17 protein-coding genes are annotated in these 20,160 nt (G+C 62.5%); 6 read left to right on the forward strand and 11 right to left on the reverse strand.

Features of this window, described 5'->3' with window-relative positions; translation table 11 throughout:
* Positions 1-6 precede the first annotated feature (6 nt).
* The 9 genes from RS897_RS20590 to RS897_RS20630 all read right to left on the reverse strand — a co-directional run bounded on the left by RS897_RS20590 (position 7) and on the right by RS897_RS20630 (position 9,247).
* On the reverse strand, positions 7-741 hold the full coding sequence (locus tag RS897_RS20590; protein WP_315838338.1) for an alpha/beta hydrolase: 735 nt from the start codon (positions 739-741) through the stop codon (positions 7-9).
* Between the two features lie 122 nt (positions 742-863).
* A complete protein-coding gene (locus RS897_RS20595; RefSeq protein WP_315838339.1) occupies positions 864-1,925 on the reverse strand; it encodes an alpha/beta hydrolase in 1,062 nt (353 codons plus the stop codon).
* A gap of 338 nt (positions 1,926-2,263) precedes the next feature.
* Positions 2,264-3,106: an alpha/beta fold hydrolase gene (locus tag RS897_RS20600; RefSeq protein ID WP_315838340.1), complete on the reverse strand. Its 843-nt coding sequence runs from the start codon at positions 3,104-3,106 to the stop codon at positions 2,264-2,266.
* A 197-nt stretch (positions 3,107-3,303) separates the two neighbouring features.
* Positions 3,304-3,762, reverse strand: a complete 459-nt coding sequence (locus RS897_RS20605; RefSeq protein WP_315838341.1) for a GNAT family N-acetyltransferase — start codon at positions 3,760-3,762, stop codon at positions 3,304-3,306.
* A gap of 71 nt (positions 3,763-3,833) precedes the next feature.
* The gene (locus tag RS897_RS20610; RefSeq protein ID WP_315838342.1) at positions 3,834-5,369 is read right to left on the reverse strand and encodes a tripartite tricarboxylate transporter permease; all 1,536 of its coding nucleotides are present in this window, start codon (positions 5,367-5,369) and stop codon (positions 3,834-3,836) included.
* A gap of 11 nt (positions 5,370-5,380) precedes the next feature.
* Positions 5,381-5,848, reverse strand: a complete 468-nt coding sequence (locus tag RS897_RS20615) for a tripartite tricarboxylate transporter TctB family protein (protein ID WP_315838343.1) — start codon at positions 5,846-5,848, stop codon at positions 5,381-5,383.
* A gap of 183 nt (positions 5,849-6,031) precedes the next feature.
* Positions 6,032-6,994, reverse strand: a complete 963-nt coding sequence (locus tag RS897_RS20620) for a tripartite tricarboxylate transporter substrate binding protein (RefSeq protein WP_407654558.1) — start codon at positions 6,992-6,994, stop codon at positions 6,032-6,034.
* Between the two features lie 250 nt (positions 6,995-7,244).
* Positions 7,245-8,435: a CaiB/BaiF CoA transferase family protein gene (locus RS897_RS20625; RefSeq protein WP_315838345.1), complete on the reverse strand. Its 1,191-nt coding sequence runs from the start codon at positions 8,433-8,435 to the stop codon at positions 7,245-7,247.
* A gap of 17 nt (positions 8,436-8,452) precedes the next feature.
* Positions 8,453-9,247 carry an enoyl-CoA hydratase/isomerase family protein gene (locus RS897_RS20630; RefSeq protein WP_315838346.1) on the reverse strand — a complete coding sequence of 265 codons (795 nt, stop codon included), beginning with the start codon at positions 9,245-9,247 and terminating at the stop codon, positions 8,453-8,455.
* A 160-nt stretch (positions 9,248-9,407) separates the two neighbouring features.
* Between RS897_RS20630 and RS897_RS20635 the strand changes: the two genes are divergently transcribed.
* From RS897_RS20635 to RS897_RS20645, 3 genes are all read left to right on the forward strand, one after another.
* Positions 9,408-10,106 (forward strand): GntR family transcriptional regulator, encoded by a 699-nt coding sequence (locus RS897_RS20635; RefSeq protein WP_315838347.1) that lies wholly within the window; start codon positions 9,408-9,410, stop codon positions 10,104-10,106.
* A 103-nt stretch (positions 10,107-10,209) separates the two neighbouring features.
* Positions 10,210-11,490 (forward strand): YcaO-like family protein, encoded by a 1,281-nt coding sequence (locus RS897_RS20640; RefSeq protein WP_315838348.1) that lies wholly within the window; start codon positions 10,210-10,212, stop codon positions 11,488-11,490.
* A gap of 137 nt (positions 11,491-11,627) precedes the next feature.
* The gene (locus tag RS897_RS20645; RefSeq protein ID WP_315838349.1) at positions 11,628-13,637 is read left to right on the forward strand and encodes a BTAD domain-containing putative transcriptional regulator; all 2,010 of its coding nucleotides are present in this window, start codon (positions 11,628-11,630) and stop codon (positions 13,635-13,637) included.
* Positions 13,638-13,647: 10 nt separating this feature from the next.
* Here the strand turns inward: RS897_RS20645 and RS897_RS20650 are convergent, their stop codons facing one another.
* On the reverse strand, positions 13,648-14,139 hold the full coding sequence (locus RS897_RS20650) for a hypothetical protein (protein ID WP_315838350.1): 492 nt from the start codon (positions 14,137-14,139) through the stop codon (positions 13,648-13,650).
* Between the two features lie 42 nt (positions 14,140-14,181).
* Entirely contained in the window at positions 14,182-15,723 is a 1,542-nt protein-coding gene (locus tag RS897_RS20655) for a peroxidase family protein (RefSeq protein ID WP_315838351.1), read from the reverse strand.
* Between the two features lie 675 nt (positions 15,724-16,398).
* Between RS897_RS20655 and RS897_RS20660 the strand changes: the two genes are divergently transcribed.
* From RS897_RS20660 to RS897_RS20670, 3 genes are all read left to right on the forward strand, one after another.
* On the forward strand, positions 16,399-16,782 hold the full coding sequence (locus RS897_RS20660; protein ID WP_315838352.1) for a hypothetical protein: 384 nt from the start codon (positions 16,399-16,401) through the stop codon (positions 16,780-16,782).
* Positions 16,783-17,121: 339 nt separating this feature from the next.
* Positions 17,122-18,192 carry a hypothetical protein gene (locus RS897_RS20665; RefSeq protein WP_315838353.1) on the forward strand — a complete coding sequence of 357 codons (1,071 nt, stop codon included), beginning with the start codon at positions 17,122-17,124 and terminating at the stop codon, positions 18,190-18,192.
* Positions 18,193-18,335: 143 nt separating this feature from the next.
* Positions 18,336-20,108: a peptidoglycan-binding domain-containing protein gene (locus tag RS897_RS20670; RefSeq protein WP_315838354.1), complete on the forward strand. Its 1,773-nt coding sequence runs from the start codon at positions 18,336-18,338 to the stop codon at positions 20,106-20,108.
* The last annotated feature ends 52 nt before the right edge of the window (positions 20,109-20,160 follow it).

Raw genomic sequence — 20,160 nt, forward strand, 5'->3', positions numbered from 1 at the left:
GTTGCGTCAGGGCTGAGGAGCGGACGAATGTTCCTCGTCAGGAACGAAATGGCGCGACATGGAAAGAATTGCGTCCGCAGTCTCTGCTGGACGAAGCGTCGGATGCAAATGTGTGCCCTGCAGTTTCATCACCGGCCAGCCACGTCGCTGCGCTTCTGCGGCCGCGTGATCGTAGATTGCGGAAGTCTGGATAAGACCAGCGGGGATGTGGTCCCAGTTGGCCAGCTCTATCGTGTCGTCGAACCAATCGATATGCATGCGTGGAAGCTCGCTCTCGAACTGGGCGAATGCCACGGCGTCGCTTGCCAAAATATCTAAACCCACGAGCGATACACGCCGCCTGTCCCCCGCAGACCATCTCGACCAAATCGGAAGCATTCCGTCGGGTTCGACGAGGCTCTTGATGAGATCGAGCAAGGCTAGCCTGACGGGGAAGGCCGCGCCCTGCGATGGAGGCACGTCCCCGTCCACAATGATGACGCCCCGTGTGGGCAGTTTGGTCGCGAGATCGGCAACGAGCGCACTCGCCGAACTATGACCCACCAGGATTGGCTCATGGCAGGAGGTCATATGCTCAAGAAGGTGAGAGCTCCATGCGTTCCAGGAGGGGGGCGAGTGGTGATAGGCCAATACATCCGGCACTTCGACACGACATCCTGCCGCCCTCAGGCATTTGGCCGTTGGCTCCCAGCTTGACGCCTGGACCAGAGGTCCTGCCACAAGAGTGAAATGCAAGGACATGGTTTCTCGAATTGTGTGTCTGGATTGTTGGGGCGGGGCAGCCAAAGGCGTAACCCGCCGCTGTCAACGGTAGAATAGCATGGCGGATTACGCTGCGCTAATCCCGTCCTACATGCTTGAATTCACCGCAACGCCTGGGCCGAAGCCTCATCCAGGAAGCCGCGAATCTCGCGGAAGAACTGCATGCGGTTCTTTTCCATCATCACCGTGTGCGTGCCTTCGCCGAGTTCGACAAAGCGTTTGTAGGGCGTGTTGACCAGCTTGGTGAAATAGGCCTGCGCCTGATAGCTCGGCAGGTCAGCGTCCCATTCGGCGTGAATCAGCAGCGTTGGCACCGTGATCTTTCCCGGGTCGTAATACGGCTTGCCCGCGGCCCAGTAGTCATTGACGTCCTGAGCGACGCCGTTGGGCGCGCGCAGCATTTGCTCCTTCGCGCTGTCCGGATCGGTGGCCCAGGTGGCGTCGGCCCAGGCCTCGAACACGCCGGGCGGAATCAGAGTGGTCTTCTTGTCCTCCGGCACATCCTTGAGCCAGCGGTCCTTCGCCGAGGCCTTCGACACCAGCCGATAGGCACCGAGCGTCTGCCCGGCCGCCAGCACCCGTGTGCCTTCCTTGAAGAGCCAGATCGGCGCGTACAGCACCAGGCGGTTGACCTTGTCGTTATGGGTGGCCGTATAGGCACCGACGATCGAGGTGCCCCACGACCAGCCCATCACATTGATCTTGTCGAGCCCGCGTACTTTAAGGATGTGATCGACGGCCGTGCCGAAATCGGTGACCGCCTCGGTGGTGGACACCAGCGGCTTGTTCTTTTCCGGCGGCTCGCTCATGGCGGCGGGGCGGGTCGAGCCGCCATAGCCGCGCACGTCGACCAGCCACACGTCGTAGCCGGCGTCCGCGAACAGGTCCATCATCGAGGCGCCCGCGATCGGCAGGTCGAACGCGGTTTCCGCCGGATAAGTCGCGCCATGCACAAACAGCAGCGTGCGGTCCGGGCCGAATGTGGTGACATCCGCCCGCCGCTTGTTGCGGACGAACAGCTGGATGCCGGGTTCGCTGGAGGGAATGGTGTAGCTCTTGGTGTCCATCTGGGCGGCGCTCGCCGGAATGACTGGAGTGATGAGCAGAGCAATTGCAAGACCGAGCGCAAGAGCCGGCCAAATGGCACGCAGGCGCAATCTCATGAGGTTTCTCCCCTGTTTTTGTTGTGCCGGGAATCATCAGTTGGCCCGTTGCGGCCGCAGGCTATCATGCGGTTTTCCCCACGCGATAGATTTTCTGCGAACCGGACGCATACGCGGTGGATGGGAAGGTGTGAGGCGGTAGGAAAGTCGTGAGACGCGATACGTCTCGCCACCCTCCGCCGTCATGGCCGGGCTTGTCCCCAGCGACTTGGCGAAGCCAAGTCGCCGATACATCCACGCCTTCTCTTGCTGAGGTGCTCTCAAGACGTGGATACCCGCGACAAGCGCGGGCATGACGGAGAGAATGTGGATGCGCACCGCATCTCATTGCGCCGTGCTTATTCTCTTCGCCGCCAGCTACCTCGCTCCACCGCAGCAAAAAACCGCTCCACCTCCGCATTGAACGCCGCCGGCTCCTCCAGGTTGATCGCATGCCCGGTGTTCGGGCACATCCACAACCCCGCGGTGGGGATGGCGCTTTTCAGCATCAGATTGGTGTCCAGACAAGGCGCGTCCTCGTCGCCGACCGCCAGCAGCACCGGCGTGGTCATCTTGCCGAACGCGTCGCGGAAATCGTGCAGCGACGGCCGCAGCGCCTGGTAACGCGCGCAGGTGTTCGACATGCCCTGCGCCGAATGCGCGCGCAGGTGGTCCATGAACTCCTGCCAGCCGCGCGGGTCCTTGTGCTTGAGCTGGATGCGGGTGGGGCCGTGGCCCATCTCCTCGGCCATCGCGGCCATGCCGCGGGTGATGAAACCGCGCGCGGTTTCCGGCGCTTCCTTCAAGTAAGCGTCGCGCAGATGCGGCGGCGATCCGGTGCCGGCACCTGCCGCCACGATCGCGCTCGCCATGTCGGGATACTTTAGGCCGAACTGCAGCACCGCATAACCGCCCATGCTGAGCCCGACGAGATGGGCCTGCGCGATGCCGAGCCCGCGCATCACGGCGGCGATATCGTCGCGGGAAAATTCCCAGCCATATTGGTTGAGATCTTCCGGCACGTCGCTCGGCGGATAACCCCGCGCGTTATAGGTGATGCAGCGGTAGCCGCGCGAGAAGTAGCGCACCTGCGTTTCCCACTCGCGATGGTCGGCGCCGAACTCGTGCACGAACACGATGGGATATCCGCGCCCGGTGTCCTGATAATGCAGCTTGACGCCGTTCGCATCGATAGTGGGCATGGGCAGGTCCTTTTTTATTGGCCGGTGGCGAGGAGCACAGGCTAGACGATCCGGGTGTCGCCGCAACAGTGTATCAGCGACATGGCTTCAATGACGAAAGCGTTATTGCTACGAGCTCGTAGCCCGGATGAGCGTAGCGATATCCGGGGCATTTTGAGCGGCGGCATCAACCCCGGATCTCGCTACGCTCATCCGGGCTACACGTTCGTGATTTCAAATCTCAGCTTCGGGAGCGTTCGCCCCGGAATCGATTGCGAGATCGCAACGCCGACGTCGTGGGCCCCGAGGCGGCGATAGAATGGCGCCGCGTCCGGATCGGCTTCGATCAGGAGGTGCGTTGCACCCATATGCTTTGCTTCCACAGCAGCCCAATTGAACAGCGTGCGGCCGAGGCCGCGACGCAATCCGTGTGGCGCGATGAACAGCTTCAGCAGCTCCGCGTCTGTCCCCATCACCTTGATTTGAACGACACCGGCGATACCGCCGTCAGTTTCGGCGACCGCGATGCGGGTGGTGGCGAGTTCGTCCGGCCGCAATGCCAGTTCGCTGCGGCAGGCCTCGAGGAACGCCTGGTCGTAACCCCATACGGCCTTCGACCTCAGGCAGAGATCGCTGAGGTCGGGCAGTTCGTCCAGTGTGGCTTGGCGCACGATCACGACACATCTCGTTCCGTTGAGTTCGTAGCCCGGATGAGCGTAGCGACATCCGGGTTCTTTCTCCACGGGCATCAGCCCCGGATCTCGCTTTGCTCATCCGGGCTACGCGTGCGGGACCGCGCCCGCCATTTGCCCAGCGCCTGCATCAGCGGCGGCAACACCAGCAGGGCGGTGCCGAGCAGCACCAGCGAGGTCACCAGCATATTGTCAAAGAAGATTCCGAGCGAGCCCCTCGACATCAGCATGGCCTGGCGAAAGGCGTCTTCCGCCTTGTCGCCGATCACGATGGCCAGCACCAGCGGCGCCAGCGGATAATGCAGCTTCTTGAACAAATAGCCGAGCACGCCGAAGCCCATCATCAGCACCACGTCGAGGAACGAGTTCGACACTGAGTAGGCGCCGACAGTGCAGATGATGACAATGAGTGGCGCGATGATGAAGAACGGCACCCGCATCAGCGCGGCAAACAGCGGCACGGTGAGCAGCACCAGGATCACCGCAACGATATTGCCGAGATACATCGAGGCGATCAGGCCCCAGACGAAATCCGGCTGCTCGACAAACAGCATCGGTCCGGGGTTCAGGCCCCAGATCATCAGGCCGCCCATCATCACCGCGGCGGTGGCGGAGCCGGGAATGCCCAGCGACAGCATCGGCAGCAGCGCGCTGGTGCCGGCGGCATGGTCGGCGGTCTCCGGCGCGATGATGCCCTCAGGCTCGCCCTTGCCGAAATTGGCGTGGCGCGGCGACAGCCGCTTGGCGACGCCATAACTCATGAACGATGCGGCGGTGGGGCCGCCCGGCGTGATGCCCATCCAGCAGCCGATGGCGGCGCTGCGCAGCAGCACTCCGGCATGGCGCGGCAGGCCGATCAGGGTGCGGAACACTTCGCGCCATTCGACCTTGGATGAGATGGTCTTGGCCTGAAACTCCTCTTCGGTGGCGACCAAAAGTTCGCCGATGCCGAACAGCCCCATCACCGCGACCACGAAGCTGACGCCTTTCACCAACTCGTCGATGCCCATGGTCAGCCGGACGCTGCCGGACACCGTGTCGATGCCGATGGCAGCCAGTGCAAAGCCGATGGCGAGCGACACCAGTGTCTTGACCGGCGGCGCGCCGCCCATGCCCACAAAGCTTGCGAAGGCGAGGAAATACACCGCGAAATATTCCGGCGGCCCGAACGCCAGCGCGGCTTTCGCCACCCAGGAGGCGAGCAGGGTGATCAGCACTACGCCCACCAGCGCGCCGAACGCGGCCGACCCGAAGGCGGTGGCGAGCGCCGTGGTCGGCCGGCCGTCGCGCGCCATCGGATAGCCGTCGAAGGTGGTCGCGACCGAGGAGGGCTCGCCGGGGATGTTGAAGAGAATGGAGGTGACCGAGCCGCCAAACAGCGCGCCCCAATACATCGACGACAGCAGGATGATCGCGGACACCGGCTGCATGCCGAAGGTGAGCGGCAACAGCAGCGACACGCCATTGGGCGCGCCGAGGCCGGGCAGCACACCGACCAGGATGCCGAGCAGCACGCCGATCACCATCAGGGCAATGTGCTGGACGGAGATGGCGATGGTGAAGCCGTGGAGCAGGGACTCGAGATTGTCCAAAGAAAATCTCCCTACAATCCGAGTGCGTCGCCGAGCAGGCCGCGCGGCAGCGAGATCTGGAAAATGCGTTCGAACACCAGATAGAGCGCAAGCGCCGTGCACATCGCGACGGTGAGCGCAAGCAGCGGCGAGGCCCTCTTGCCCCAGACCAGTGCGCCCAGCACATAACCGGCTGACGCCAAAAATATGCCGAGCAGGGGAATCGCGCCGACATAGACGGCGGCCGGAATGAACAGCGCGCCCAGCCGCTTGAGATCGTCGCGCCGGAGCAGGATGTAGGGGCCCTGGATCCACCCCTGCACAAGATTGATGATGCTGCCGGCCAGGATAAGGAGTCCAAACATGAACGGAAACGTGCCGGCCTCGACGCCTGCGCGACTCCAGCCGATGCCGTTGTCCAGACTGGAGACAATGACCGCGGCGCCGAATGCGCCGGTCATCACCGCCGTTGCCGCTTCCAGATGGTGACGCGAGATCATTGCTGCGGCTCCTCTGAAGCAGCGTGAGAAGGACGAGCACGTGATCCGTCATCCTGAGGTGGCCATCCGTAGGATGGCCCTCGAAGGACGACGGCCGATGCCTTGGCCGTTCATCCTTCGAGGCTCGCCCCGGGGGCGAGCACCTCAGGATGACGGGGTTGATTCAACGCAAACCCATCCGCGCTAATTCGAAACCAGCCAGCCTTCCTCGGCCGCGACCTCGCGGGTCCGCGCGATATCCTCCGCGATGAATTTGGCGTAGGCGTCACCAGTCAGGAACGTATCGGTCTGCGATGTCCGCTCGATATACTCCTTCCACTCCGGCGTGCCCTGCACCTTCTTCATCAGATCGACATAGAACGCGGCTTGCTCGGCCGTCACCTTGCCAGGCAGCCACACCGTGCGCGGCTGCTGGTATTGCGAAATGGCAAGGCCGGATTCCATGCAGGTGGGAATGTCGTGCCAGCTTTGTGTCGCGGTCACCTTCGGGCCGGCGGGAAGGCGTTCGGACCGGAAGGCGCAGAGCGGGCGCTGGGTGCCGCCCTTCCACTGGCCGATGCTTTCGCTGGGATTGTTGACATGGGAGTCGATGTGGCCGCCGGCCAGCTGCACCGCGGTTTCCGAGCCGCTCTTGAAGGGGATATAGGTGAATTTCACCTTGGCGGCCTTGTCGATCATCCGCGTCAGCAGTTCGTCGGTGTCCTTTGACTGGGCGCCGCCCATCCGGACATCGCCGGACGGTTTGGCCGCCACCGCCTTCAGGTACTCCAGCACGTTCCGATAAGGCGCGTCCTGCTTGACCCACAGCAGGAATTCGTCCTGCACCATGGCGGCGATCGGGGTCAGGTCGGTGTGCTTGTAGGAGACCTTCGAGACCAGCGGCTGGGTCCAGGCATTCGAGGTGCCGAACAGCAACTTGTGCGGATCGCCGGCCATCGCCTTCAGATAAGTATAACCTTCGGCACCGCTGCCGCCGGCCTTGTTCACCACCACGATCGGCTGTTCGGTGAACTTGTATTTGACGATGATGTTCTGCACCGCGCGGGCGAAATTGTCGGTGCCGCCGCCGGGGCCCGCCGTCGCGATGAATTCGATCGGCTTGGTCGGCTGCCAGCCGGCATGCGCCGGCCCTTCCACCCAAGCCATCAGTCCGAAAGCGGCAATCGTTGCGAATTTCGCGCCTCGTGACATCGAACCCTCCCATTGGTTCTGATTTTTTGTTTTCTTCTTAAGTTTTATCGTCGCCTGGTAGCCTCGTTTTCGTTAGCTCCGTCATCCTGAGGTGCGAGCCTTGCGATGCTCTTGCATCGCGGGGCGAGCCTCGAAGGATGCACGGCCCGGGCCGTCGCCCTTCGAGGGCCGCGTTGCGGCCACCTCAGGGTGACGGATCACTTAACTACGCCACCGCACCTTCACTCTGCAGTGCCGCGATCTCATCGTCGCTGAACCCATAATCGCTCAGCACCCTGCCGGTGTGTTCGCCATACAGCGGCGCGCCGGTGCGCACGCCGCCGGGCGTGCGTGAGAACTTGATCGGCAGTCCCATGGTCTTCACCTTGCCGAGCGTCGAATGCTCGACTTCCACCACCATCTCGCGCGCAAGGGTCTGCGGATCGTCCAGCGCCTGCAGCATGTTCTGCACCGGCCCGCAGGGCACCCCCGCATCGTCCAGGGCGGCGAGCCAGTGCGCGGCCGGCTTGGTGTGGAAGCGTTGCGACAACTCGGCTTCCAGCTCCTTCAGGTGCGCCATCCGGTCGGAGCCGGTCTTGAAGCGCGGATCGGCCGCGAGCTCCGGCGACCCGAGAACCTCCAGCGTGCGTTGCCAGTTCCTCTGGTTGGCGCCGCCGACCACGATCCATTTGTCTGAGGCCTCGAACGCCTGGTAGGGCGCGTTGAGCGGGTGGGCGGATCCCATCGCCTTCGGCGCCACGCCGGTGGCCAGCGCAATCGCCGCCTGCCAGTAGGTCTGCACCAGCGCGGCCTCGAACAGCGAGGTTTCCACCCATTGGCCTTCGCCGGTCTTCAGCCGGTTGCTGTAGGCAGCGACAATGCCGAGCGCGGCCAGAATGCCGGCGGTGATGTCGGACAAAGGCGCGCCGCATTTGACCGGCGGGCCGTCGGGGCTTTCACCGGTGAAGGTCATGATGCCGCTCATCGCCTGCGCCACCAGATCGAAACCGCGGCGGTCCTTGTAAGGGCCGGTGCGGCCGAAGCCGGAGAGCGAACAGTAGATCAGCCCGGGATTGTCCTTGCGCAGGCCCTCATAACCGAAGCCGAGCCGTTCCATCGCGCCCGGCGCGAAATTCTCCACCAGCACGTCGGCCGATTTGATCAAGCGCCGCAACACCTCCGCGCCGCCCGGCGTCTTCAGGTCCAGCGCGATGCCGCGCTTGTTGCGGTTCATCATCAGGAACGCCGCCGCCTCGTCGCCGATCTTGGGCGGCACCGAATAGCGGGTGTCGTCGCCGGCGGGGATCTTCTCGATCTTGATGACGTCGGCGCCCATGTCGGCGAGCATCAGTGTGCAGGTCGGGCCCGCCATCACATGGGTCAGATCGACCACCTTCAGTCCGGCCAATGGGCCCATGATTGTTCTCCGCGTTTTTATGTGCCGGTCCATTGCGGCGGGCGCTTGTTGAGAAAGGCGTCCATGCCTTCGCGGAAATCCTGGCTCTGATAACACATCAGGATCAGGTCCTCGTCGTGCGGCAGGTCCTTCGATTGCAGGCGATGCAGCGCCTGCTTGGTGGAGCGCAGCGTCAGCGGCGCAAGGCTCGCGACCAGGCGCGCCAGTTCATCGCTGCGTCGCTGCAGGGCTGGAAGGTCCTCCACCACCTCGTTCAGCAGGCCGATGCGGGCGGCTTCCTCCGCCTCCACAAGCCGTGCGGTGAAGATCACGTCCTTGAGGCGCGCCGGTCCGATCAAAGTGGCAAGCCGGTTGATGCTGGACATCGACAGGCAGTTGCCCAGCGTGCGCGCGATGGGGAAACCGAATTTCGCACTTTGCGTGCCGATGCGCAGGTCGCAGCAGGCGGCGATGCCGGCGCCGCCGCCGGTGCAGGCGCCGGTGATCGCGGCGATGGTCGGCACCCGGCAGGTCTCGAGCTGGCCGAGCACGCGATCGATCCGCGCTTCGTACGCGATGGCATCCTCTGCCGTCTTGAAGGCGCGAAACTGGTTGATGTCGGTGCCGGCCGCGAACGCCTTGTCGCCGGCGCCGGTGAGGACCAGCACCTTGACCGTGCCGTCCAGGCCCGCGCTCTCGCAGATCTCGGCGAGACGCTCATACATCTTGAAGGTCAGCGAGTTGCGGGCCTGCGGCCGGTTGAAGGTGATCCGGCCGATGCCGTCGCTGACCTCGTAAAGCAGGTCGGAGGTGGGTTCGGTGGAGGGGCTCATGGGGCGACCTGCCTGGGGGAAATGCTGTGGGAGACCAAGGAGGCTTCAATTTTGAATGCAAAAGTAAGGTTTAACAAGCGAAAATTACCTGAAAAATCTTGTTTCAGTCTAATTTTGCATTCAAAATGTGTTACAAGCCGACGCCAAGGAGATTGCGGAGATGATGCACGACGAGGTGGTGTCCCGCCTCCGGCACATTCTGACGGAAGGCGAAATCGCGCCCGGCGCGCGGATTCCCGAGCGCGATCTCTGCGTGTCGCTGGGCATCTCGCGCACGCCGCTGCGCGAGGCGCTGAAGGTGCTGGCCGCGGAAGGCCTGGTGGTGCTGCTGCCCAATCGCGGATCGCGCGCCGCCAAACTCACGCAGAACGACGTCAAGGAATTGTTCGAGGTCTGCGAGGCGCTGGAGGCGACCGCGGGCGAACTCGCTTGTCCCCGCATTTCCGACGAGCAGCTTCGTGTCATCGCCGAACTGCAGACGGAGATGGTCGCCCATTATCGGACACGCGATCTCCTGGCGTATTATCGCTGCAACCGGCAGATCCATGAGGCCATCGTCAAAGCCGCCGACAATGCGGTGCTGGCTTCATTCTATGAGTCGGTGGCGGGACGCATCCGCCGCGCGCGCTTCATCACGCCGATGTCGGCGGAGCACTGGGCGCTCGCCGTGCAGGAGCACGAAGCTATTCTCAACGCCCTGCAGCGGCGCGACGGCAGCGGCCTCGCGCACATCCTGCGCACCCATCTGCGGCGCAAGCGGCAGGAGGTCGTGCTGGCCGGCTTCGCCGAACGCACTGACGATGGCGAACTGCCGGCGCAAGCTGATCGTTTGTCAGACCGAACATCGGCACGGGGCTAGGACGGTTCATCCATCGGCGGCGCGCAACTCGGTGTCCGGCAGATCTGAATCTACGTCTTCGATGTGACAAGCGATTTTACCTTGCTTGGGACATGAGCCTAGGATGGATCGATCGTTGCGGGTTTCCTTGAATTGGGAGGCGTTCGTGATAAATCTGGCTCCGCTTGATTTACATTCCCGATCTGGCAGGAAACTGCTGGAGGGGACAGCAAGTGTTGCGTCGGCCGAGCTTGTCGCGCTAGCGCCTCGTCTGGCACGCACCTTTTCGTTGACGTCTCCGTTCGCGCCGGGCCTGCATTGCATTGGCGGCGAAATAGCGGTCGACGCCGGTCCGGCTTTCGGCGCGGTGAGACTGAGCGTCGCGGGAAATGGCGAGACCTTGGAGACTGCGTTTGTCTCGTGTCTGGGCGAAGCGGCGGATCTGCTTTCACAATTCGAGAGGCCAGGCGACATCAGGGCTGTGGAAGCCGGTGGCGGGCATACGAATTTTATGGCAGACGGTTGGATTGCCGCGGCCGCGGCACGCGCCACCAGGTCGATCGATTGGATCAATGCATCGGACGCATCGAGTGGAGAACCCGCGCTGCTTCCGGTCGATCTTTGCCTCAGGCGGCCACCGGCACGACGGGCGATCGAACCGGTCGGCGCGCTGTCGGCAGGCGCAGCCGCAGGGCCGAGTCTCGAGATCGCCGCTCTTCGCGCTGCTTTGGAGCTCTGCGAGCGTGATGCGGCCGCCATCTGGTGGCTGGGCGGCTGCCGTCCGAAGGGTTTCGCGCTGGAGCATCCGGCAACCAAAGTCGGGGCTGAACTGATCGCGCGATTGCGCCAGGGAGAGACTGCGCGGCGAACCATTCTGCTCGATATCACGGCAGATATTGGCGTTCCAGTTGTTGCGGCTGTGTCGATGGATCATGACGGCCGAGGAATGGCGTACGGACTGTCGTCGAGATTGATCACGAGCGATGCAGTGAAGGCCGCGGTCCTTGAAATGTGCCAAATGGAAATGGCAGCTCCGATTGCGCAGGCCAAGCATGCTGAGGGTGGTGACGCTGTGCTCAACGAGGCGGATCGCCGCCATCTCCGTCGCGCGGAGTTCGCGGCAGCGGACTGTGAGCTTCTTCATCCGCAGGAGATGTCGGCGCAGGGGGCGAGCGGGCCGTCCGCCGGGTTGGAACTCCGGGGACTGACGGACCATCTGCGCAATCACGGTATTCGGCTCTTTCTGATTGACCACACGCGACAAGATATCGGCGTTCCTGTTGCAAGGGCCGTTTCGCCCGACCTGCAGCCGTTTTCAAGGGATGTTTCGACGATGCGGTTTACGCAGGCGCGCCGAGACCAGGATGGCGCAAGTCTCACGGAGCGCGAGAGGCTATTATTCTAGCAGTTGAGTAATCTAGTAGTGAAAATATCGCTGGACGCCCAGTGGTTGTATCTCGTAGGTTTACGCAGATTTGACCATGGGGCGCGCAATTGGACGGAGCGTCAGACGCCGCAAAGGATCGCATTCCTGAGGGGCCGGTGCGTGGGCAACTGATCCTCCATCTCCTCGGAGATTTCGCAGCCAAAATCGACGGTCGTGAGATATCGCTTGCAACCCGCAAGGCCAAGGCCCTGACGGCGTATCTCGCTCTTTCGGACAGCCCGCAGGACACACGCGAACGTCTTGTCGGACTGTTATGGAGCGAGAGCGACGAAGAGCGAGCACGGGCTTCGTTGCGGCAAGCCGTGCATGATATCAAGTTGGCCTTCGATGGTGCAGGATTTGCCGGATTCCGTGTCGACAAGCAGACCTTGTCGCTGGTCCGTGAACGGATCGTCTGTGATGTTGACGAGGTGGTCGCGGCGGCCGCGCAGGGCACGGTGCACTCGCGGCTGCTCGATACCCAACGCATTACCGACAGCCTGCTTTCAGGCCTCGACAATGTCGATCCGGCCTTCCAGGTCTGGCTGCTGGCCAAACGCCAACTGCTTCTCGATCGGTTGACACTTGCACTCGAACACCTGCTGCCGGCCGACGGAGATTCCCGTGAGGCAAGTGCCGCAGCCTTGGCCCTGCTGAATCTCGATCCGACGCATGAAGTTGCCTGCCGGCACCTCATTCGCTCACGTGCGGCCCGGGGCGACCTCGGCGGAGCCCTGAAAATTTACAAATCGCTCTGGGATCTGCTGGAGACAGATTACGATATCGAACCCTCCCGCGAAACGCAGGCATTAATCGTTGGCATCAAGCAGACGCCCGGCTTGAGCGAGCACCCGCAAACCGTGCCAGTTGCACCAGGCTTGCATGGCGCATCACGCGAGGCGTTCGCACCGAGGCGATTATTCATATCTGTTTGCGCATTCGACGGGAGCGGTGTACCCGAAGACAAGCGTCACGTCGTCAATGGTTTTCGACATGAATTTGTTGCCTGCCTCGCGCGCTTCCGCGAATGGTCGGTGCGAACACTGCCGCCACTCTGGGAATCGGAACCGAGAACGTGGTCCTCGCCGCCCGAGTATATCGTTGAGGGCAGCGCCTACGAGTCGAGCGGCACGGTTCGGCTCGTTGTCACCCTTCGCGATGCCGCAACGTCGATATGTATCTGGAGCGAACGCTACTCCATCACGCTGGCCGCGTGGTTCGAGACGCAGGAGCGCATCGTCCGCCAGATCGCGATGTCCCTGAATATCCATGTCTCTGCCGAGCGATTGCGTCGTCTTGCGACCGGTGGGGAGGTGACCCTCGAAATCCATGACCGATGGCTGCGCGGTCAGTCGCTGCTCCTGCAAATGACATCCGGACACTGGCCGGCCGGAGCCGCGCTGGTCGAGAGTCTGCTGGCCGATGCGCCTGATTTCTCTCCCGCTTTGAGTGGTCTGGTTCAGTTCCGCAACATCGCGCACATCGTGCTGCCCGGCCGATTTCGGAATACCGCCGGGCATCTGGAGACATTGCGGATAGCGCAACGTTCCGTTCAGCTCGACCCGCTCGATTCACGCGCGCAACTCAGTCTCGCCTGGACCTACCAATTGATCGGACAGCTGGACAAATCGACCCTGCATGCCGCGCTTGCGGTCGATCTCAACGACAACGATCCCTGGACCTTGATGGCGGCGGGGCAGATCTTCGCCTATTGCGGTGAGTACCAGCGCGCCGTGAGGCTGTCGGCCGCATCGCTTGGCAGCACGCCAATACCCATGCCGCCACAGGTCGCTTATTCCGGCGCAATCAGGTTTCTTTGCTCCGACTATACGAGATGCATTGACGCGTCCCCACGCGACCTCGGAGTGTCGCCTGCCTTCGCGATATGGGGCTGCGCGGCCAAGGCCCATGTCGGCCGGCTGGACGAGGCAAAAGCGGAATTCGAGAAGGCGCTGGAAGCGATCGCGGCCGACTGGCATGGCCAGCCGCCGCCGACACGCGAAAGCATGACCCGTTGGCTGCTGCACGTTTTTCCGATCGCGATCCCGGAAGATTGGGAGCGCCTCGCTGCGGGTCTCGGCGCAGCCGGCGCTCCGGTCACCGGAATCGAGTTCGGGGTGTGGTGAAGGCCGCGCTTCAGGCGCATGTACTCAGCGTGTAATCACCGATGCGCTCGGCGTGAAGAGTCATTTTCTTCACCTTGGTGTCCTGCTGCGCTGGGTCAATCGGCGCCCCAAATATGCGCTGGTAGAACGTCGGAAGTCGATACAGGGCGCCGGCAAGGATTCTGGCTTCGTGCGTCACCAGGATGTCCCGAGGCGGCAACCGGAGAACGAAGACGTCACCATCGCCCTGCGTCACCGCCAGACCCAGGCCTGCGTCACGGGGCACCGGCGTGTTCAGTCCGTCGTCGTAAATGAGGCCGACTCTCGCCTTCCTGCATTGTTCCCAAAATTCCACGAACGACGTTGGCCTGGGCCACTTGGGAGGTATTTCCTGCGTGGAGGGAACGGGGTCAGCTTCCGTCATTTCGTGGTCGACATAATTCATGCCGGTCGCCCAGCTTTTCACGAGTTTACCCCATGCGGGAAAATCGTTCTGGTTGATGGTGATCTTTTCACGTCCCATATTCCACCTCACTCTTGCTGCATGCGTGATGCTTGATACCGGCTACCCGCCGGTGGGGAATTCAATTCGAGCTCCGAGAAAGTCGATCAGCCGTTCTACCGTCGTGACGTTTTCGGCGCCGGAAAATGCGTCGGGCTTCCCGTCGAAAAGGATTTCCGATAGCCGTCGAAGTTGAGCTGCAAGGTCCCAGTTGCCGTCGATGTCGAGAAGGCGATCATGCTGGAAAATGCCGTAGAAGACATCAGCCACGACAATTGACGTCAGCACGCCAAGATGTTTCCCGGCGATGCCAGGGTCCAGTCCAGCTTCGAAGCGGGCGAAGAACGGGATCGGCGGATCCGTTGCCAGGATTCTGATATCGTTGTCGTCCAGGTGTTGCCCGGTTTCCGGTGCTGATCGACGCTCCGATAGCCAGCGGGAAATGTCCGCGTACCAGGGCGGAGCCTTCGGGGTGTCCAGAGGGCCCCTCAGAAAGGGCGACAGCTGGAGCAGTTTGCCGTGTGTTGGGCTCAGCCTTTCGGCCAGTGCGCGAACCGACCAAGGTTGCGTGGCAATTGAACTTGTCAGGTCGCGAAACGTCAATCCCGGTTCGTTTGTGTCTTGTCCCCGGGCAGCACCCTCGATGTCCAAACGGGACCACGGACCGATCGGCACGCTGAAGTTCGTTGTCGCCGGGTCGCTTCCGAAAAAACGCTGCCAATCGATCGTCCAGAATTCCTCAAACGGCATCAGACCGGCGTTCTTTTCCGAGGTGTGTTCAAGAATGAGGGGCAGACCGAGGCCGCGGTACTCCGAAATCTCTGTCCTTGGATTGAACGAATACACCGACCGGATCATCGCGTGACCAAAGCGAAAGAAGCCAAAAGAGAATTCCAGCGGCACCAACCAGGTACCGGTGTCGAGTCCCTGTGGTGGGTCAAGGACTGTAATCCTCCCGGACTCGTATTCTGCAAAGACACCCGGGTGCAAAATCTTGGACAAAATGTCGTTTCTGATAATGCTCCGGTAAATCAGTGCGCACGCAGACTGCCCAGCCACAAACTTCCTTTGCGCATTAACCAGGTGGCTCCCCGTCGGACAGATCTTTGGATTGTCGTCGAGACTTTCGAGTAATTGATTTTGAAGGTGGTGGAACATGACGACGATTTGCGAAAGAATCGCATGGGAGTCGTTGCGTCCGTCCGCGATCAGCGCCTCGGGATAGCTATTTTCGCCAAGTACTTCGGTCGCGCGTGCGCGCGCAATGTCTCTCAAGTCATCCGTATTGCCAGTATAGAACTTTCCGTCTTTTCGTACTTCCCCTAGTCGAAGGCGATTGCGAAAGCCGCTTTTGTCCTCGTTATAGGCAAACGGACATTGAATAGGGCCGCCGCCGAAGATTGTCTCAAGCCGCAGGGGCTTGCTGCGGACGTTGCTGAGGCCGAGCACGCTGCCTTCACTGCGTGACAAAAATAGCGAGCTCTCAACGAGGTCATGCGCGATCAATTGCAGAAAATACGTGTAGCCACTGGGAATCCAATCGTTGAATTGTTCACGTGCGCCAGGCTTAGGTTCGACCTCGATGATGCCGGCGAGTTTCTTCATCAGATTCTCGGCCTGTTGCCGCTGATCGGAACACTTCGGGTCGAAAGGCACTCCGTCGATCGCGAACCGCTGCGCCTCAGTGGGCTCGGGCTGCTGCGCGTCAGTGGGCTCGCACTGCTGCGCGGCAGTGGGGGGCTGAAGGGGGGACTGAAGGAAGTGCCTGAAACCGGGAATTGACCCCTCAGGCCCTGCATCGATCCGTGGCTCAAATGCTCTGGACTCGATCTCATCGCGCGCAGTCCAGAGAGAGATTGTCCCGTGTCCGCTCATCCGACCGTCCCCTTTGACGGCGATTCCGCCATACCTGCCGTTAACCCAGCGTGAAATGACCTCCCCCTGATCGCCAGGAGGGTTCTCACGCTGCCCTCACACCGTCTGCCCAAACTCACTCTCGCACGATGTTGCCGAAACTGAGAGCGAGCAGTGCGGTATTTTCATAACCAACAAATTTTGCGTCAAGGCATTGCCCGCCCTTCATACGCGGGCGGGGCTGGCGGCAGCATCGTGTACTGCCTCGCAAACCGGCAGGCTTTGTCCCGATTTGCCGTGCCACGCCGACCCAATCCGCGCATGGCGCCCGGTCGGATCGTCGCACGGCCCCCCGATGCGCCACCGCTGAGGGCGGTTGCCCCCAATCCATCTCGCAATCTTAGCCGCTCAGCCCGGGACCACATAATGGCCGACTTCTCCATCCGCATGAACAACATTCTCCGGTTTTCGAGTTGCGAGGTCCCGCATATTCCGACCAGCAAGCCGCATGAGGAAGTCCTCATTGTCGAGCTGCGCGGCGATCGTCTGACGATTACCCAGGATCGCGCGGATGGTGGTCTCGGAAGCCGCATCTACGCACGGCGAACGATCGACCTGCCGGAGGCTTCCATCTTCACGATCCTCCCTGAACTGCCGTCCCACGTTCGGGACGGCTCTTTTTTCTCCGCTCTCGGCTCCGTCGCTATTCTTGCGGCGGGTTGCGGCGAGCAGCGCCGGTTGCGCGCTGTCGGCACCGACAGGAACAGCGGCCAGTGTCACGGATGGATCTTCGACGCAACGGAGGCGTGAGGCGATGCACGGGCCAAGGCCGCGCGCATGTCGCTGGATAAAACCTGACGAACGGAAGTGTCCTTCCAGGGGAAGACCAAAATGCAGAAGATCGTAGGCAGGAGGCTGAGGGCGATATCGGGGCTGTCACCGGCAACCGCTGTCGCCCGGTCCATCGCACCGCTCTTATTTGGTGTGACAGCGGCGGTCTTCCTCTGCAGCTTAACCGTTCCGACCGGTGCACAATCGCCAGCTCCCGCGGCATCGTCCGGGTCTTGCGAACCCGCAGCGGCTGCGGTGGGACGGGTCTATCGCATCTCCCGCGGTGCTGCGGCGCCGGCGAGTCCAGACGAGCCGGGCGTGACGGATGTCGAGCTGGGCGACGAAATCGCGATCGAGGTGACGAATTACCCCAAGCTCAAGCCCTGCGCCACTCTTGCAAAGAGGCTCGTTCTGTTTATCGACGGCCGGCCCGCCGGACCCCTGAAACTGCCGCCGCAGATCGATCCGGCCGGGAACAACGTCAAGTTCGTTGCGAAGCTGGTCGTCGAGTTGCGCGAAGGGTCGCGCGAAACCCTCGCCGCCATTGTGGAGAGAGCCCGAGCGGAGCCAGCAGGCTTGCTCGTGAGCATCGGACCGGATGAACAGCCGGCTATTCGCTCCGAGGCAAAACTCAAGCTGAATCCGCTGCCTACCCGCTGGGGAATCACGTGGCTGATCGTATTCCTGGTTCTGCTCGCGGCTTTCGTCGTCTGCGCATTGCGCACCAACATCATTCGTGATGGCCAACCCGAGCCGGGCGCGCTGGATTGGCGCGGGGCCTACAGCCTGTCCCGCGCGCAGGCGGCCTGGTGGTTCTTCGTCGTGCTCGCCGCCTATCTGTTCATCGGGCTGGTCACGGGGGACTTCAACAATTCGTTCAACAGTACCGCTCTCACGCTGCTCGCGATCGGTGCCGGTACGGCGCTCGGCTCCGCCGCGATCAATGTTGCCAAGACATCCGACAAGGCAACGCTGGAAGCGCAAACTGCACGCGAGGCGGCAACGCAGGACGTGGCCATGCTTGCGGGGCGGGAAGCCGCCCTCAGGCAGGAAGTCGCTGTCGAAGCGAACGGCGAGCGCAAGGTCGAGATCGTCAAACAGGTCGCCGCGGTCCAGGCGCGGCTGAGCGCGCGGGAATCCGATCGCGCCAAACTGCTCAATCAATCGGAAAATTTCTTCCGCGACATCGTAAGCGACGCCAATGGAGTGAGCTTCCATCGCTTCCAGGTGGTCGCATGGACGGTCGTGCTGACGGTCGTCTTCGCGAAGGACGTGATGTCCGGCCTCGCAATGCCGGACTTCAACACAACGCTGCTTGGCCTGCAGGGTTTGAGCGCGGCGACGTTCCTTGGGTTGAAGACGACGGAGGCGACCGTTCCAAAAAATTGATCGGGCCTGCCGTCGGCAGGCCGCGCGATGCCCACTCCGAACACATCAAACCGGTGGAGAACACCATGCATAACGGACGTATCTTGCTACCCATCGCCGAAGCGCATGAAGGCGAGCCATATGTGCTTGGGGCGCGTGTGCCTATGGATAATGCAACGTTCCACGGGCCGTGGGACTGTGCCGAATTCGTGTCCTGGTGCGTCTATCAGGCCTACGGTGTGCTGTTCGGCGTGAGGCCGGACAATCCGCAGACCGCAGACGCCTATACCGGGTACTGGACCGAGGACGCGCTGTCGTCGCATGCGACCATTGCTGTCAGCCAGGCGCTGAATACGCCGGGGGCCATTCTGCTGCGCCGGCCGCGTTCTCAAGGCAGTGGTCATGCGATCGGGCACATCGCGATATCGCGAGGGGACGGCAGCACGGTCGAGGCGCGGGGGGCGAGGTTCGGCGTGGTGATCGCTACCGGCGCCGCATCGCGACCTTGGGACTATGGCGTGCTGGTTCCCGGCATCGAATATACAGCCGGCGCTGGGCAGCCCTATGTCCCGCAAGCGGGACAGCTGATGGTCACGTCGCCGCTGACGCGGGGGCCGACGGTCATCGCCGTGCAGCGTGCGCTCCAGCAGCGTGGCTACGAACCAGGTCGGATCGACGGCGTCTTCGGTGTGACAACCGAAGCGGCGGTTTACAATCTGCAAGCCGCGGAAGGGGTGGCGACGGACGGCGTCGTGGGTCCGGAAACCGCCGGTCTTCTCGGCTTGGGGTGGCCGATTGCAGTCAGCGAAGGCGATACGGACGCTTTTGCCGCGGTCGAGGCACGCGAGCAAACACGCATCGATGCGCTCAGCCTTCGTCTGCTGACGCCAGGACAGGATGGCGAGGCGCGCCCGGGTAATGCCGGGGCGCCCCAGGGCGATGTCGGTGATGCTGAAATGGCGGCTCGAGCCGATGCGCTGCTGCCTGGTCCAGGTGCGGATGAGATCACCGGATTCGAGCGCACCGAGCCGAGGCCCGGCCGGTTCGTTCATTTCGCGAAACTTGCAAATGACAGCCGCATCTATCTCGGCTCGGAGACGCGTTACACCGACGACATGGCGCGGCGCGGACTGTATCAGCCGTCCAACCGGCTGAACGAGATTGCGGACGCCGGCCGTTACGACCGCAATACAGCCATGGGCATCCACGGCCGGCTGGCCCAGATCATCTGGCCGACCGTCATGGGAGAGAGCGACGGCTATTTCGCCCGCCTGAACTCCTACGATCGCGCCGCTTTCACCTTCGGCTGTTACCAGGCGGCGGCGCATACGCCGAACGAAAATCTGATCGTGCTATTCCGCATGCTGCTGGCGTTGCCGTCTGCGGCCCGCTTCTTCCCCGATCTGACTCTGGTGGAGGACGGTGAACAGGTTCCGCGCGTGCATCGCAGGCTTCCTGATGGATCGGTCCGGTCGCTCGAAACGTCGCGCAGGGTGACGCGCCCGAACGGTGTCGTCGAGACGCAGATCGCTGACTTCATGCAGTACCTCAATGCCGATCCGACACGCGTCGACGATGCGGAGAGGACCACCACCGCCAGGCTGTTGCTCTGGTGCCGCCAGGAGGAGGCGCGCAATGTGCAGGTGCGCCACGCCATAGCGACGGCACGACGCAAGATCAGCGACACTATGCGACGCGTCGGGGCTTTCACCGGCAACGACTGGCGCGAGGTCATCTGGGTCAACGATATCCGCCATCAGGGGCGCGCCGGATTCCAGAGGATCGCGCAGGCCTTCGAAGGCGGCAACGCGCTCGAACGGCTGGCCGCCATCGGCGCGAGCAACTATCCGGATCGGATCAAGACCGTACGCGACTGCATTCGCACGTTGGAGAGCGAGGACATCTTGCGCGGCTGGTCCGCGGCCGATCTGCAATAGGGCCGGAACGATGCGACGCGGGAGCAGGGAAACAGCGGCGGCGTCTCAAGGA

The sequence above is a fragment of the Bradyrhizobium prioriisuperbiae genome, assembly GCF_032397745.1.
Lineage (GTDB): Bacteria > Pseudomonadota > Alphaproteobacteria > Rhizobiales > Xanthobacteraceae > Bradyrhizobium_A > Bradyrhizobium_A prioriisuperbiae.